General features: G+C 50.7%; 12 protein-coding genes. All 12 read right to left on the bottom strand.

Features of this window, described 5'->3' with window-relative positions:
• Positions 1–29: 29 nt before the first annotated feature.
• Positions 30–1967: a type IV pili methyl-accepting chemotaxis transducer N-terminal domain-containing protein gene (locus tag ACPAOP_RS08500; RefSeq protein ID WP_423709946.1), complete on the bottom strand. Its 1938-nt coding sequence runs from the start codon at positions 1965–1967 to the stop codon at positions 30–32.
• 73 nt (positions 1968–2040) lie between these two features.
• On the bottom strand, positions 2041–2742 hold the full coding sequence (locus tag ACPAOP_RS08505; protein WP_423679768.1) for a carbonic anhydrase: 702 nt from the start codon (positions 2740–2742) through the stop codon (positions 2041–2043).
• Between the two features lie 17 nt (positions 2743–2759).
• On the bottom strand, positions 2760–3776 hold the full coding sequence (moaA, locus tag ACPAOP_RS08510; RefSeq protein ID WP_423709947.1) for a GTP 3',8-cyclase MoaA: 1017 nt from the start codon (positions 3774–3776) through the stop codon (positions 2760–2762).
• A 57-nt stretch (positions 3777–3833) separates the two neighbouring features.
• Positions 3834–5171 carry a hypothetical protein gene (locus tag ACPAOP_RS08515; RefSeq protein ID WP_423709948.1) on the bottom strand — a complete coding sequence of 446 codons (1338 nt, stop codon included), beginning with the start codon at positions 5169–5171 and terminating at the stop codon, positions 3834–3836.
• Between the two features lie 67 nt (positions 5172–5238).
• Positions 5239–5691 (bottom strand): hemerythrin domain-containing protein, encoded by a 453-nt coding sequence (locus ACPAOP_RS08520; RefSeq protein ID WP_423709949.1) that lies wholly within the window; start codon positions 5689–5691, stop codon positions 5239–5241.
• Positions 5692–5777: 86 nt separating this feature from the next.
• On the bottom strand, positions 5778–6524 hold the full coding sequence (locus ACPAOP_RS08525; RefSeq protein WP_423709950.1) for a peptidylprolyl isomerase: 747 nt from the start codon (positions 6522–6524) through the stop codon (positions 5778–5780).
• Between the two features lie 13 nt (positions 6525–6537).
• On the bottom strand, positions 6538–7221 hold the full coding sequence (narI, locus tag ACPAOP_RS08530) for a respiratory nitrate reductase subunit gamma (protein WP_423679763.1): 684 nt from the start codon (positions 7219–7221) through the stop codon (positions 6538–6540).
• Positions 7222–7233: 12 nt separating this feature from the next.
• A complete protein-coding gene (gene narJ / locus ACPAOP_RS08535) occupies positions 7234–7896 on the bottom strand; it encodes a nitrate reductase molybdenum cofactor assembly chaperone (protein WP_423709951.1) in 663 nt (220 codons plus the stop codon).
• Between the two features lie 51 nt (positions 7897–7947).
• Positions 7948–9501: a nitrate reductase subunit beta gene (narH, locus tag ACPAOP_RS08540; RefSeq protein ID WP_423709952.1), complete on the bottom strand. Its 1554-nt coding sequence runs from the start codon at positions 9499–9501 to the stop codon at positions 7948–7950.
• On the bottom strand, positions 9498–13226 hold the full coding sequence (locus tag ACPAOP_RS08545) for a nitrate reductase subunit alpha (protein WP_423709953.1): 3729 nt from the start codon (positions 13224–13226) through the stop codon (positions 9498–9500). Before ACPAOP_RS08545 ends, narH begins: the two co-directional genes overlap by 4 nt.
• A gap of 282 nt (positions 13227–13508) precedes the next feature.
• A complete protein-coding gene (locus ACPAOP_RS08550) occupies positions 13509–14891 on the bottom strand; it encodes a NarK family nitrate/nitrite MFS transporter (RefSeq protein ID WP_423709954.1) in 1383 nt (460 codons plus the stop codon).
• Positions 14892–14950: 59 nt separating this feature from the next.
• A complete protein-coding gene (locus ACPAOP_RS08555) occupies positions 14951–16195 on the bottom strand; it encodes an MFS transporter (protein WP_423679757.1) in 1245 nt (414 codons plus the stop codon).
• Positions 16196–16304 lie beyond the last annotated feature (109 nt).

The raw sequence follows: 16304 nt of genomic DNA on the forward strand, positions 1-16304 counted from the left end.
GCTTTCATGTAAAGTGATCTGCTCAGTACTCAGGCAACCAGCCGCTCCTGACGCGGTAATTGCAAGGTGATCGTCGTTCCGGCACCGGGCTGACTATGAATATTGAAGCGGGCAGATAAACGTTCGGCCCGCTCCCGCATGATACGCAAGCCGACATGGGCATCGCCTTTTTCATGTACGCGCTCCAGATTAAATCCTGCACCATCATCAGCGACCGTCAGAGAAAAGTCGCGCTCATTCGCTACCAGCACTTTCACGCTGCTGGCCTGCGCATGCTTACGTACATTCGACAGCGCTTCCTGCAGGATAAACAATACTTGTAATTGCTGTTCCGGCGCCAACGGTGCACCACTGCCAGCGAAATAAATCTCGCCATGTACGCCGGTCTGACGCTGAAACTTATTGACGACATTGCGCATTTCCGATTCAAGATTGCTGTCTTGCAAGCGGGTACGGAAATTCAGCAACAACTCCCGCACGTCTTCATAACTTTCCTCAACACCGGCGCGCAACAGCGGCGCAATATCTTTGATTTCTTCGACATCATTGCGCCGCAACGAATCTTCCAGCATCTGTACCTGCAGATTTAAAAAATTCAGTCCTTGCGCGATGCTGTCATGTAAACCTTGCGCCAGCAGATTGCGTTCCTGCGAGACGGCAAATTCTTTTTCTCTGGCAATCAGGCGCTGGTTTTCTATCGCGGCCCCCAGATTTTTACCTAATGTTTCCAGTAATCGGCGCTCCTCGCCCGAGATGACCCGCTCTTTTGAAAAATGCAATGAGAAACTGCCTATCACCTGCTCCCGCGCAAGGATCTGAAATACTGCAAGGGAGACAAAGCCTTCCTCCTGGCAGCGATAGCGGCGCTGCTGATTCAGTTGACGGAAATCCCTGACCAGCACAATGCCGCTGTGAGTGGCTGACCCGCACAGACAGTCATTGGTTTTGATGCAGTGTTCCTGCTCTATCATTTGCTCCGAGATACCCTCATGTACAGTGATATGTAAATGGTCATTCTTATTGTCGAGAATACGCACGGTGCCGCCATCGGCATCAATCCTTTGCATAATCCTTCGCAAGAATCCGCGACACGATTCTTCAATGGAATTCGGTCTTGCCAGGAATCCGGCAGTTTCGTACAGCGTGCTGATCTCGTGATTTTGCGCCTGCAATTTCGCCGTCTTTTCAGAAACTCTGTCTTCCAGCGTGCGATGCACTGTTTGCACGCGATCAGCCATCTGGTTAAACGCCTGCGCCAGAACGCCAAATTCATCTTCAGTTTCTATCGGCAGGCGCACACTCAGATCATCTTTGGACATACGCGCAATACCCGCCTGCATGCGGGTCACAGGCCCGAATATCCACAGATATAAGAGATGAAGCAAGGCAACGCTGGCCGCCAGCGACATGAAAATCAGGGCAGTCTGACATAAGCGCAACCATGTTGTTTTTTCTGCCAGTTCAACTTCTACCAGCGACACCAACTGGTTAATGCTTTCCACAAAATCCGGCAGTTTCTGTACATATTCTGCCAGCACAGCCTGTTGTCGTACTGGATCTGTTTCCTGCATGACGTTCTGTGCGCCGACACGGATATGCTGCTGCCAATCTTTCTGCACCTCCCGCATCTGCTTACGGATACTGGCCGTGACCGGCAGGAATAAGGGACGTTTTGCGTCGCCCGCCTGCAAATCAGCAAGCGTACGGTCATATTCGGCCAGCGACTGCGCGACTCTACTTACAGCTTGTGGCTTCCCTATGCTCTGCTCCAGCTCGATCGCCAGCCGGTAAGAACGCATACGCAAGCTGCCTGCTTCATTAATTGCCGCACCACCGCCTTCCAGTTGCCAGGACAGCAGTACGGTGTAAGCAATTGCGGCCAGCGTCAGCGCCAGACCAACCAGCGTCGTCAGCAATATCCGGAATGTCAGTCTTTTGCCGATCGGCAGACTTTGCGATACATTCATCATCAGCACCTGGGGATAGGAGTTTCGTACAAAGCAAAGCCTTTCAGGCAAAACAAACAGCAGTTATCAGATGTTATGCACTGATATTCTGCTGTATTGGGTTCTGTTGCGTATCGGGGTGCGGAACACCCAACGGACACACCATAGGCAAGAAAGTATCAGAGCGCGGCGAATAAGCAAGCAAAGCACCGTTACTCATATCAAAATACCAGCCATGCAAGGCAATTTCACCACTCGCCTCCCGCTCTGCGATCCACGGGAAACTGCGTAAATTATTTAACGACATGATGATCGCACCCAGTTCACAGGCACGGTTTCGTTCAGACTCAGAAGACAAATTTAGTTGTTGCAATACCTGTTGTTTGACCGGTTCAACAATTTTCATCCACTGCCCGATAAAATCAATTTTACGGCTCGGCTGATACCCTTGCATCAGGGCGCGGATACCACCACATTTTTCGTGACCCATCACGATGATACGTTTGACATTCAGTGACTCGACCGCAAATTGTATCGCGGCGCTGACACCATGCTGATGCTCGGATTCGTTGCAAGGCGGTACCAGATTCGCCACATTTCTGACGACAAAAATATCACCGGGATCACAATCAAGTAATAAGGCAGGATCAACTCTGGAATCACAGCAACCAATCAGTAAGGTCGTCGGATTCTGACCATGATTCAGTTTTGCATATAAAGGATCGTCGCCGTTAAAGTATTTACTCTGGAATCGCTGAAAGCCCTCAATGAACTGGTGAATATTTCTTACTTCCATTCCTTACTCCATCTCTTTTAGCCGCCAGTTTGCGACATGAAGCGAATGATTTTATGCGGTTGTTCGATAAATTCATGTCGCTCAGGCTTCAATTCTATCGCAGTACGGATCGCAGCATCCAGTTCGCTGTCACTGATTCCCGCGCGCAGCAAGGGGCGCAGCTCAAACCGCTCTTCCTGCCCAAGGCACATGTAAAGCGTGCCATCAACAGATAAACGCACCCGGTTGCACGTAGCGCAAAAATGCTGACTGATAGGAGAAATGAAGCCGATGGTTCCCTTGCGATCGGCACTGCTCCAGTAACGTGCAGGGCCACCACCCAACTCGGTTGCCGCTGGCAATAAATTAAAGTGCTGAACCAACTGATCCCGTATCGGGCCAATGTCGAGATACTGACTATTGCGCCCGGTCGCGCCCATGGGCATTGCTTCGATCAGCCTAAGAATAAAACCTTCGTCAAAGCAAAACTGTGCCATGCGCAATATTTCATGGTCATTTACTCCGCGCATCACGACCATATTGAGTTTAATCGGATCAAATCCCGCCTGTTTTCCGGCCTGCAAGCCCGCCATGATGCTGGCAAAGCTGTCACGACCGGTAATTTGTTCCATACAGGCTTTATCGAGACTATCGAGACTGACATTGATACGATGCACGCCAGCTTCACGCAAGGTCTGTGCATGTTTATGCAGTTGCGTCGCATTCGTCGAAAGAGAAATATCGTCAAGGCCGGGAATTTCGGATAATTGCGACACCAGTCGCGGCAATCCACGGCGTAACAAAGGTTCGCCGCCAGTCAGCCGGACCCGGCCAACACCCATACGGGCAAAGGCCGCAACCACACGACTTATTTCATCAAAACGCAGCCAGTTTTCCGGTTCTTCAAATCCGGAAAAGCCCTTGGGCATGCAATAGCTGCAGCGTAAATCGCAACGATCAGTGACAGACAAGCGCAAATAATTGACACGACGCCCGAAACGATCGGTCAGCGTATTGGCGACATTAGCAGGAGTGGCGGGGGCAGGAGTTTCCATGTCTGCATTGTGGCTGCAGGTGCCCGCAGGCACAATTCGCCGCCAGACCAGAATGCGCTAGTTCTTTTGGGGGATATGCGGAATATGATTGACTTCCGGGCGCATAAGCACAGCATGCAATTCGCGACGATAACGAAACAAGGTCATCAGCATCAACGCGCCCAGCAAACCTTGCGAAGCGGCAAACACCAGGCCGGCAAAAGTTGTCAACGCCGTCGGTGCCAACGGCAACAGCAATAACAACAGCAACGCGAGTAAGACCAGACGTGCCTGCCATAACAAGCGCTGTGGCGGCAAAATCACCTGCATGGCGGGTACACGCCGCCCGGCAGGCATTTGTCGCCGCAGGTGCAAAAAAACAAGAAACGGAATAATTTTTCCCATCATCGCATTCACTGGCAACACGGCGCCACCAACCAGCACCAGCACACCTATCCACCAGGGAAATGCCTGCACAAGCCACGCTGGCAAGACTGCAAGAATGCTGTTGGCAGAGTCGCCAGCGTTGTACACTCCAGTCAGTAAAGATGCTGTCGCCCAACTCGCGGCCGACACCAGCCATAACTGCCATGCCGGATCAAATCTGCGCCGCGCCCGCCAGATAGCACGCAATGCGATACTGGCAAACATCAGCATGAAAATGCAGCCAGTAAGCAAGGACCACTGCCAGAAAAATACCGGCGTCGCCAACATTAAAGGTATCCACAAAGCTGTGGGAACAACCCGCTGCCAGCGCGCAGAAGGTCGCGCACTTTGCCAGAACATGGGAACTGTCGTCGAGCCAACGCCCAGCACCAGTGTCGCGATCAGACCGACCAGCCCCCAAGCAACATGCAAATTCAGCCAATGGAGAACATCAATACTCCACCAGCCTGCGAAATTAGCTGCCAGGGCAATGCCGATACCCACCACCATGGTGATGGCGGCTCCGGTCCAGCGCAAAGTACGGGTAGTTGCATCCACCACCTGAATACGCCACGCGGTCCGCAGCAAAGCGCACACCACCGCACCATATAAAAAAAAGGCAAGGCCTGCGGCCAACTTGAATCCGTCGGTATAGCCGTATAAAAATCCGCTGGACAAACCGGCCGCGATCAGCGCCGAACCCATCGCAACAAATGGAGAAATAAAACGCGCGGCAGCCACAGTTTGCCCGGCCACCACCGGCATCAGTTGAAATAAAGCGCCAATCATGACGGGCATTAACATGCCCAACACCAGACTATGAGTGACGGCCAGCGTTAGTGGTGCAAACCGGTCCGGCAAACCTGAAGCGGGGCCGAATGCGAGCAATAAGCCTGCAAGCAAGCCCAACCAGGGTGCCGGTAACAGACAACCGAAGATCGTCGCCGGCGATGGCGCCAGCTCGTAATTGAGAATATTGACACCTGACAAAACTGATCCTATCTTTAAAGAGAAACAGCAGTCAGCAAAGAAAGATCAGCCATATATCAGCGACACATCAGCCGCAAGAACAGGCGCCGCAACAAGGGCTACCCATGCCCAGTTTATCTTCCAGATCTGGAATACTTCCGCCACACATCGGGTACAAAATATTCTCTTCTTTTACATTGTGCTGCTGAATCAGCACGTTCAGCGTATCGATTGCTGCCAACGCGGCTTCGGGTTGATTTGCCTCGATCGCGGCATACACCTCATCGCGCAGATGACGTATCTCTGCATGCTCGCTACGCATAACGCTGGTCGGGCCATTCACCATGCCAGTTGCCTGCTCCAGCGCAGGAAAAAGTTTGCTTTCTTCCAGCGTGAAATGTCCGTCCAGCTGTTCGTTGAACAAACGGAAATTGCGTCCGGCTGAAGCCATATCACCTTTATGCAAAGCGGCCTCGCAACGGTTCAGTTGATCATCACATTCCTGATGCTGACGCACCAGTTCTTTCATTGCTTTAGACATGTTCTCACCTTAGTTGTGATCAGGAATGTGCAAACACATTCCTTCGTATTTTTTTGCAATCGCGGCTGGCTACATGCCCGACTGCTTTATTGCACCAGAGGGCTGTCAGCACCTTGCATATCGATACCGGAAATCTGTGCGCGCCCTACCAGTAATTGCAGATACTGGCGCAACGCATGGTCATGACTGGCCTGATGCATCGCGCTCGCAATATCTTTTTCTACCTTATCGAACGGCAACATCTGCCCTTCGACCTTACGCCCCACCTGTATGATATGCAGGCCAAAGCGGGTCTCGACCAGCTTAGGAATAATGCGACCTGCTTCGGCCGCAAACAATGCCTGCTCAAACTCCGGCACGGTTGCACCGCGAGCTATCTGCCCCAGACTGCCGCCAACTTCACCTGATGGACAATTGGAATTGGCCTTTGCACATTCGCCAAACTGCGCCGGATTTTCCAGCACATCCTCCAGTACCGCCGTAGCATGTTTGCGCAAAGCGTCCAGATCCACACCCGGTGTCACCTGAAACAGGATATGACTGGCTTCTGCCAGCTCCCCCACCCGGAAGTGGTCAGGGTGTGCCTGATACTGGCGCAGACACTCATCTCGTCCGGGGGTGGGCACGTTGACTTCCTGTTGCAACAAGGCATCAATCAGCGCTTCCTCATCGTCATTCTGCAAACCTGACTGCTGCGCCTCTTGCAGCAGGATGCGGCGCAGAACCAGTGCCGTCATCGCACTTTTTACCGGGTCAGCAGCATCCTGATGTTCAGGTAACTCCCGCTCCATGTCCGCATCGGTGAACTCATAACCATTGACTACGACAGGCATGTTAATCTCCGAATCAGCGTGGACGAACCAGCTGCCATGCGCGGCTGATATAGGTTACAGAAGCAAAACCGCTCCAGACGTGTACCAGACGGGTGAAAGGAAAAATCACAAACAAGCTCAGCCCCATGAACAAATGCAGCTTGAACAGTAAAGGCGCGGCAACGATAAATTCAGCAGCGTCCCCCTTGAAAGTCACGATGTGCTGTGCCCATGTCATCAGCAGCACCATCATGTGGCCGTCGCTGTGATTCGCTGATTCAAAAATCGTCGACAAGCCCAGGCCCAGCGTGACGAAAATCCATAGCAACAATACCTTGTCACCAGTTTTCGTCACAGCAGAAATCCTTGCATCAGAGAAACGACGATGCAACAAAATCAGCAAGCCGACCATACATAAGGTACCGAAAATACCACCAGCCACCATCGCAATCATCTGTTTAAAACTGTGCGTGACTCCCAGCGTGTCCCAGACAACAACGGGTGTCAGCAAACCAACCAGATGGCCGAAAAACAATCCGAGAATTCCAAGGTGGAACAAGATATTGCCGGTTCTCAGGTTGCCGGTATGCAGCATTTGCGACGAGTCGCTTTTCCAGGTGTATTGTTCCCGTTCAAAACGTGCCAGACTGCCGAACAGAAAAATAGCCAGCGCGATGTAGGGATAAATCCCGTAAATAAATTGATGTAGATAAGTCATGATGGTATCTCCTCATTGACAAGAAGTAGCGCCGTTCGCTTTGGGCTGCTTTGGATAAAAATTGACCGGATGCGTGCCTGACAGATTCGGTTTCAGCAAAGGTTCAACACCATCGGCACCAGGGCCGAACGTTTCCATTGCATCATCCATATCCCGTACTGGCGGTTCACCCTGCTCTTGCGGCACGACATCCGTAAACGATGTCAGCATCAAAAATGCGTTCGCATAAGGACTTTCACGACGCTGCAGACGAACACCAATGGCCGCAATCACGTGTATCGCTTCACCCAGAAGTTTTTCAGCCTCTTCATCACTGACCAGACTTAAAAATTCCAGGAACAAAGGAACATAATCCGGTAACTCACTTGCTTCCGGTTCAAATCCATGACGACGATATTCTTCAATCAGGTCCACCATGGCCTGACCACGATCACGACTCTCGCCGTGAATATGTTCAAACAGGTGCAAGGCCAATGAGGGGGTCCGGTCAAACGTGCCGACATAGTTTTCCTGCAGAGGAATCAATGCCGTCGTGCTCAGATAATCCAGCAAGGGTTCCAGCGATTCCAGGCTGTCCGGTTCATCAGCCAGCGCCTGCCGTATCTCAGGAACCGCCGCCTGTAATTCAGCCTGGGGATAACTCAGGAGTGCAGATAAAATACGATAAATTTGCATACAATTTCCTTTAGGGCAGATCAGGTGCGGCATGCGCACCTGAAACGGCTTTTATTCAACGCTGGACATTTTTTTGCGTGATTTCGGCATTTCGACAAAAATCACACTACCCTGTGGCTTCTTGCCGAACAAAGCACCATCGGAAACACCACCCGAGCAGCCGTTACCGAACGTAAATCCACAACTGCCTTTTTCATTGAAGCTGTCTTCGACCATTTCCTTGTGCGATGAAGGAATCACGAAACGATCTTCGTAGTTCGCAATCGCCATGGTCTGATACATGTCCTCCACCTGCGCTTCGGTCAAGCCGACCTGCGCCAACACTGCTGTATCTTTCTGGCCGTGCACAACTTCAGAACGTTTAAAGGCACGCATTGCCAGCATACGATCCAGGGCTCTCAAGACAGGCTCTTCTTTACCGGCTGTCAGCAAATTCGCCAGATAACGGACTGGAATACGCAGCGATTTCACATCAGGAATAATGCCGTTCATACCCATGTGCCCTGCTTCTGCTGCCTTTTGAATCGGTGACAGCGGCGGTACATACCAGACCATAGGCAATGTGCGGTATTCCGGATGCAGTGGGAAAGCAATCTTCCATTCCATCGCCATTTTGTAGACCGGCGATTTTTGTGCAGATTGAATCCAGCTCTCTGGAATACCATGCTTACGCGCTTCGGCAATGACTTCCGGATCATGCGGGTTCAGGAAGCAACCGAGTTGCGCCTCGTACAAATCTTTCTCATCCGCTACTGAAGCAGCTGCTTCTATCTTGTCAGCGTCATACAGCAAGACGCCGAGATAACGAATACGGCCTACGCAAGTTTCGGAACAGACTGTTGGCTGACCGGCTTCAATCCGTGGGTAGCAGAATGTGCATTTCTCCGCTTTACCGGAACTCCAGTTGTAGTAAATCTTTTTGTAAGGGCAACCGGAGATACACATACGCCAGCCGCGGCACTTGTCCTGATCAACCAGAACGATACCGTCATCTTCCCGTTTGTAAATCGAGCCGGATGGGCAAGATGCTACGCAAGCCGGATTCAGACAGTGTTCGCACAAACGTGGCAGGTACATCATGAAGGTTGATTCAAAGGTGCTGTACATTTCTTTTTGCACGCCTTCGAATAACTGATCACGACTACGCGAACTGAATTCACCGCCTAAATCGTCTTCCCAGTTCGGCCCCCAGACGATCTTGTCCATCTTTTTGCCAGTGATGACAGAAACAGGGCGTGCAGTCGGTGGTGTCTGTGACAATGGCGCATTTTGCAGGCGCTCATAATCGTAAGTGAACGGCTCGTAGTAATCGTCAATCTGCGGCAGATTCGGATTCGCAAAAATGTTTGCCAGGATACGCAACTTGCCGCCTTGTTTAGGCTCTAATTTGCCCGCGTCATTCCGATGCCAGCCGCCTTTCCATTTCGACTGATTTTCCCACTCTTTAGGGTAGCCAATACCAGGCTTGGTTTCGACGTTATTAAACCAGGCATACTCAACGCCGTCGCGACTGGTCCAGACATTTTTACAGGTCACGGAACAGGTGTGGCAGCCGATACATTTATCCAGGTTCAGCACCATGCCAACTTGTGCGCGAATTTTCATGATGCAGACTCCTCTTCCAATTTACCCTCTAACCAATCTACTTTTCTCATCTTACGCAGAACCACAAATTCATCGCGGTTACTGCCGACTGTGCCGTAATAGTTGAAGCCATATGCCAGTTGAGCATAGCCACCAATCATGTGGGTAGGTTTCAAGACCGCACGTGTCACTGAGTTATGAATACCGCCGCGCATACCGGACAATTCAGCACCCGGTGTGTTCACGATTTTTTCCTGAGCGTGATACATCAGACACATGCCTTTTGGCACACGCTGACTGACCACCACACGCGCCGTCAACGTACCGTTACTGTTGAATACCTCAACCCAGTCGTTATCCACCAGACCTGCTTCTTTTGCCTCGATCTCAGAGACCCAGACGTGCGGGCCGCCGCGACTCAAGGTCAGCATGCGCAGGTTGTCAGAATACGTAGAGTGGATACCCCATTTCTGATGCGGTGTAATCCAGTTCAGAACAATCTCTTTCTCACCGTTCGGATGTTTATTCAACATCGGCGCAACCGTCTTGGTATCGATCGCTGGTTTGTACACACAGAGCCCCTCACCGAAGTCCAGCATCCAGCGGTGATCCTGGTAGAACTGCTGGCGACCGGTCAGTGTGCGCCATGGGATCAGTTCATGCACGTTGGTATAACCGGCGTTGTAGCTGACTTCTTCCGATTCCAGACCAGACCAGGTCGGTGCCGAAATAATCTTACGTGGCTGTGCCTGTACGTCGCGGAAGCGGATCTTGTCATGCTCACGGCCAACCGCCAGATGCGTATGATCGCGACCAGTGATTTTCGATAAAGCATCCCATGCTTTGACGGAGACATGACCATTGGTTTCCGGTGCGAATGTCAAAATCATTTCGCAGGCGTCAATCGCTGTATCCAGGCGTGGACGTCCTTTCGATACACCTTCTTCAGTCACCACTTTGGTGATGCCGCCGATTTCATGGACTTCGTGTTCGGTGTTCCAGTTAATCCCTTTACCACCATTGCCGAGTTTGTCTAACAAAGGTCCGATCGAAGTGAACTTTTTGTAGATTTCTTTGTAGTTACGTTCAACGACCACAAAGCTAGGCGCAGTCTTGCCAGGAATCAGGTCGCACTCGCCTTTTTTCCAGTCTTTTGGCTCAAACGCCTGACCAAGTTCACCCGGTGTATCGTGCATCAAAGGTTGCAAGACGATGTCTTTGCGTGTCCCCAGATAGTCACCACCGATTTCAGTGAATTTCTTAGCGATACCTTTGTAAATTTCCCAGTCGGTTTTACTTTCCCACAAAGGTTGCACGGCTTCACTCAACGGATGAATGAAAGGATGCATATCGGAGGTATTCAGATCGTCTTTTTCATACCATGTTGCTGTCGGCAACACGATATCGCCGTACAGACAGGTTGTACTCATACGGAAATCCAGCACAGTCAGCAAATCCAGCTTGCCTTCGGCAGCTTTTTCACGATACTTAACCTCAGATGGCTTGACCGCTCCATCCGGATCATCAAACAGCGCATTCTGTGTACCAAGTAAATACTTCAGGAAATACTCATGGCCTTTACCTGAACTACCGAGAATATTCGAGCGCCATACAAACATATTGCGCGGGAAGTTTTTAGGATTATCCGGATCATCGCAACTCATGTTCACGTGACCAGATTTCAGGCTTTGTTTCAGGTATTCCGCTGGCTCCAGGCCTGCAGCTAAGGCCGCGTCACATACGTCCAGCGGATTGGTTTCCAACTGAGGAACCGATGGCAGCCAACCGAGACGTTCTGACTTCGCATTCATATCGATCATGCTCATGTGGCTGACTTTGGATTTGTCTGCCGTTGGTGCAAGAATCTCATCGATATGCAATTTCTCATGACGCCACTGACTGGTGTGCGCATAGAAGAAACTGGTGCCGTTCATCTGACGTGGGGGACGTGTCCAGTCAGACGCGAAGGCCAGAGGTGCCCAACCGAATTGTGGACGGAGTTTTTCCTGGCCCACATAATGCGCCCAGCCACCACCAGATTGACCGACGCAACCACACATCATCAGCATATTAATGATGCCGCGATAAATCATATCGTTGTGGTACCAGTGATTCAAAGCTGCACCAACGATGACCATGCTCTTACCATGCGTTTCGTGGGCGTTTTGTGCGAATTCACGTGCGACCTGAATGACCAGTTCACGTTTAACGCTGGTGTGTTTCTCCTGCCATGCCGGTGTGTAAGGTACGTCGTCATCGTAAGAATGAGCAACCGCGCCGCCCAGCCCCTGATCCACACCGTAGTTAGCCATCGAGAGGTCATACACAGTGGCAACCAGGATTTCTGTACCGTCAGCTAAGGTCACTTTGCGTGCGGGCACATTGCGCAAGACCATATCGTTGGCATCTGCACCGCCGAAGTAGTTAAAGCCTACGCTCACTACTTGATCATGCTTAGCAACCAGACTCAATTGTGGATCGATCTCACGACCTGAGCCGCCATCTTTTGGTTCCAGATTCCAGCGACCGACTTTTTCGCCATCATTGACTTTACCTTCGCCCCAGCGATAACCGATAGAACCGTTTGGTGAAACGATATCGCCAGTTTTCTCATCAATCGCCAGTGTTTTCCAATCGCCATTATTTTCTTCGTTCAATCCACCTGGCAATTGCGATGCGCGCAACATTTGATCTGGTACGAAGCAACCATTACGCTCAACCAGACGTACCAACATAGGCATGTCGGTATATTGTTTGACATAGCTGCGGAAATAATCAGACTTGCCGCCAAGGTGGAACTCTTTCAGGATCACATGACCCATCGCCATTGCCAGCGCTGCATCCGTACCCTGTTTAGGTGCCATCCAGATATCACCAAATTTCACCATCTCACCGAAATCGGAAGACACAGCAACGGTCTTCGTACCTTTGTAACGCACTTCTGTGTAAAAGTGGGCATCTGGTGTACGTGTTTGCGGTACGTTAGAACCCCAGACCATCAGGTAAGTGGAGTTATACCAATCGGCAGATTCTGGTACGTCAGTCTGTTCACCCCATACTTGCGGACTTGCTGGCGGCAAATCGCAGTACCAGTCGTAGAAAGACAAGCATGCGCCACCAATCAAAGACAGGTAGCGCGCACCAGCGGCGTAAGAAACCATGGACATCGCTGGAATCGGAGAAAAACCGACGACGCGATCAGGGCCGAATTTTTTGACAGTGAACGCATTCGCGGCTGCAATGATTTCCTGCGCGGTATCCCAGTCAGCGCGTACAAAGCCGCCAAGACCGCGAACCGATTTATAACGTTGCGCTTTGACCGGATCCTGACTGATCGATTCCCATGCCTGCACGGGCCCCATGGTCTTGCGTGCTTCTTGCCACATTTCCATCAGACGACCGCGGATCATCGGATATTTAACACGCTGGGCGGAATAGACATACCAGCTGTAAGAGGCACCGCGAGGGCAACCGCGTGGCTCGTGATTCGGTAAATCAGGACGGGTACGCGGATAGTCTGTCTGCTGGGTTTCCCATGTAATCAAGCCATTCTTAACATATACCTTCCAGGAACAGGAACCAGTACAGTTCACACCATGGGTGGAACGCACAATCTTATCGTGCTGCCAGCGGCTGCGGTAAGCGTTTTCCCACTTACGATCCTCTTCAACTACAGCACCATGACCATCGGAGAAGGTGGACTTCACCCGCGACATGAACTTCAATCTATCCAGAAAATGACTCATCGTAACTCTCCATATCAGGTGGGCGATGTACCCACAAGTTTCTTTACTTGCATACTGAGAGTGTAGGGATTCAGCGCTGCCGCGCCCATTCTTCGGTGCGGTGTGTCAGCCCAAGCATTGGCACTAGGCTGGCTAGTCCTTTAGAACTAGTCGTTTTTCAGGAAAAATGATTTGCATCAACAGCGCGAAAAAGACATCAGATTCAGCCAATAAAAAAGCCTCTGATCGTTATCAGAGGCTTAATCTTTCAGGCCAATGCCTGAGCAAAAAACTACACCTGCATCAACATGGCATCTCTGCACCCTTGCGCGAGTAGTACCACCAGGTTACCGCCATACATGTGACATAGAATCCGATGAAAACATACAAAGCCATATCAGGTGCTCCCGTCATCTTGATGGAAGTACCAAAGCCCTGAGGAATAAAGAAGCCACCATACGCACCGATCGCACCGGAAAAACCCAGCACAGCAGCAGATTCTTTGGCCGCATCCAGACGTGCCTGCTTCAGCAGCGCTTCGCCCTTACCGGCAACAGCACGTTCTCTCTCGGTCTGAAAAATAATGGGAATCATACAGAATGTAGAACCATTACCAAGTCCGGTGAGAATAAACATCAGAATAAACGAGCCCAAAAATATCATGAACTGATGTGAATGCAAGGCTGGCAAAATACCTATGACAATTGTCAGCGCCATCACTGCGAACACCCAGAACGTCAAACGGGCGCCACCGATTTTATCTGAAATCATACCGCCGACAGGACGTGCCAACGCACCAGCCAATGGCCCTAGGAACGCGAATTTGGCCACATCAATTTCAGGGAACTGCGCTTTGATCAGCATCGCAAAGCCTGCGGAGAAGCCGATGAAAGAACCGAACGTACCGATGTAGAGGAAACACATCAGCCAGTTGTGTTTGCGCTTGAAAATCACCGCCTGATCTGCAAATGAGGCTTTCGCAGAGGCAATATCATTCATCCCGAACCAGGCAGCGATAGTCGCTGCAACAATCAGGGGAACCCAGACGAATCCGGCATTTCCCAGCCAATACATTTTATCGACACCGGTTTTGGCATTGTGGAATAAAAATCCGTCACCCGAAATGGCAGCACCAAACATCGCGGATGAAATCACCAACGGTGTCAAAAACTGCACCACAGACACGCCCAGATTACCGATACCAGCATTCATGCCGGTCGCATAACCTTTGCGTGATTTTGGGAAAAAGAAACTGATATTCGCCATACTGGAACTGAAATTGCCCCCACCCAATCCACACAACAAAGCCAACACCAGCAACGTTGAATAATTGGTAGTCGGATCTTGCAACGCAAAACCCATACCGATGGCGGGGATCAACAGACTTGCAGTCGAGATCGCCGTCCATTTGCGACCACCAAACACCGGCACCAGGAATGAATAGAATATCCGCAAAGTCGCGCCGGATAAGGCTGGTAGCGCCGTCAAAAAGAATAACTGATCTTTCGTGAATTTAAATCCTGCCTTGTCCAGATTCGCCGCCACGACGCTCCACAACATCCAGACTGAGAATGCCAGCATCAGACTAGGAATCGAAATCCACAGATTCCGGTTCGCAATTGCACTACCTTCTTTTTGCCAGAAGTCCGGATTTTCCGGTTCCCAGCGTTTTAAAACATGGCTCATTATCTGCTCCTGATTATTCAAAAAACGTTCATTACATTGAGGTGTAGGTACACCGGAATTTATGCAGGTAACGATGCCTGCGCCGCCAGCATGCCTTCACGGCGGAACTGGAAGTGCATCCAGACCAGAGAAACACAGACGGTGCCGTACAACAGCATGAAACACGAGCTGCGGATACCGGTCACATCAACGATCGCGCCAAACATGATAGGCAAAATAAATCCACCCAGGCCACCAGCCAGACCAACCACACCCGATACCGCACCGATGTTGCTGCTGTAATCGTCTGAAATAAACTTGAATACCGATGCTTTACCTACCGCCATCGCGATGCCGACCACAAATAAAATCATGGTGAACAGCACTGGAGTCAGTCCGATATGAAATGTCTGCATACCATTGACTGTTTTGATCGTGAAATCAGTCTGTGGGTAAGACAACAAAAAGAACGCGACCCAGCAAACCCACATTACCCACCAGGTGACTTTGTAAGCGCCGTATTTATCTGAGAGCCAGCCACCGAAAGCGCGCAACACACCGCCAGGCAAAGAGAAACAGGCGGCCAGCAAAGCGGCACTCTTGATATCAAAACCGTATTCGGTGACGTAATATTTGACCATCCACAAACTCAGACCAACGTAGCCGCCGAACACCACCGAGTAATACTGGCAATAACGCCAGACTTTGGGATCTTTCAGCATTTTCAGTTGCGCCATAAAGCTGACACTGGATTTCACGTTATGGCTGGGATTCGTTGCAGAAAAAACCCAGAAAATCAGTGCCGCTGCCAGCATCATGCCTGCGTAAACTTTCGGAACCAGAGTCCAGCCAGCGGCGGCAATCAGAACAGGAGCGATAAATTTATTGACGGCTGCACCAGAATTACCGGCACCAAATATCCCCATTGCCAGGCCCTGGCGATCTTTTTTAAACCAGCGTGCAACATACGGTGTGCCAACCGAAAATGATCCGCCAGCCAGACCGACAAACAATCCCAGAACAAGAAAATGCCAGTACGCGGTCGCATAACTGATCAGGTAAATCGGAATGACTGTTGACAACATAAGGGCAAACAACACGATACGACCACCAAAACGATCAGTCCAGATACCCAACGGCACCCGTATCAATGATCCGGTCAGAACTGGCATTGCAGTTAATAAGCCAAATTCGGTTTCATTTAAATGCAGCGCATTTTTGATCGGAATACCGATCACACCAAACATCATCCAGATCGTAAAACACACAGTAAACGCCAACGTACTGGAAGCCAGTACTGAATAGGCTTTGCCTTCATTCGCCATGACAGCTCCTTTTGCTTTTTTAGGTGATATAAGCTTAAGGAGCGTGGGGTTATTTAGAAATTCCCCTGACGGTAGTCAATCTGACTGCAAAAGGATGGGGTCACTGGCT

Source organism: Undibacterium sp. WLX3042 (genome assembly GCF_049544825.1).
Classification (GTDB): domain Bacteria; phylum Pseudomonadota; class Gammaproteobacteria; order Burkholderiales; family Burkholderiaceae_D; genus Undibacterium.

Excerpts from the sequence above, each read along its gene's own strand:
- narJ (WP_423709951.1), bottom strand. The coding sequence starts at position 7,896 with ATGCAAATTTATCGTATTTTATCTGCACTCCTGAGTTATCCCCAGGCT.
- ACPAOP_RS08520 (WP_423709949.1), bottom strand. The coding sequence starts at position 5,691 with ATGTCTAAAGCAATGAAAGAACTGGTGCGTCAGCATCAGGAATGTGAT.
- ACPAOP_RS08505 (WP_423679768.1), bottom strand. The coding sequence starts at position 2,742 with ATGGAAGTAAGAAATATTCACCAGTTCATTGAGGGCTTTCAGCGATTC.
- ACPAOP_RS08500 (WP_423709946.1), bottom strand. The coding sequence starts at position 1,967 with ATGAATGTATCGCAAAGTCTGCCGATCGGCAAAAGACTGACATTCCGG.
- ACPAOP_RS08545 (WP_423709953.1), bottom strand. The coding sequence starts at position 13,226 with ATGAGTCATTTTCTGGATAGATTGAAGTTCATGTCGCGGGTGAAGTCC.
- ACPAOP_RS08525 (WP_423709950.1), bottom strand. The coding sequence starts at position 6,524 with ATGCCTGTCGTAGTCAATGGTTATGAGTTCACCGATGCGGACATGGAG.
- ACPAOP_RS08555 (WP_423679757.1), bottom strand. The coding sequence starts at position 16,195 with ATGGCGAATGAAGGCAAAGCCTATTCAGTACTGGCTTCCAGTACGTTG.
- ACPAOP_RS08550 (WP_423709954.1), bottom strand. The coding sequence starts at position 14,891 with ATGAGCCATGTTTTAAAACGCTGGGAACCGGAAAATCCGGACTTCTGG.
- narH (WP_423709952.1), bottom strand. The coding sequence starts at position 9,501 with ATGAAAATTCGCGCACAAGTTGGCATGGTGCTGAACCTGGATAAATGT.
- narI (WP_423679763.1), bottom strand. The coding sequence starts at position 7,221 with ATGACTTATCTACATCAATTTATTTACGGGATTTATCCCTACATCGCG.
- moaA (WP_423709947.1), bottom strand. The coding sequence starts at position 3,776 with ATGGAAACTCCTGCCCCCGCCACTCCTGCTAATGTCGCCAATACGCTG.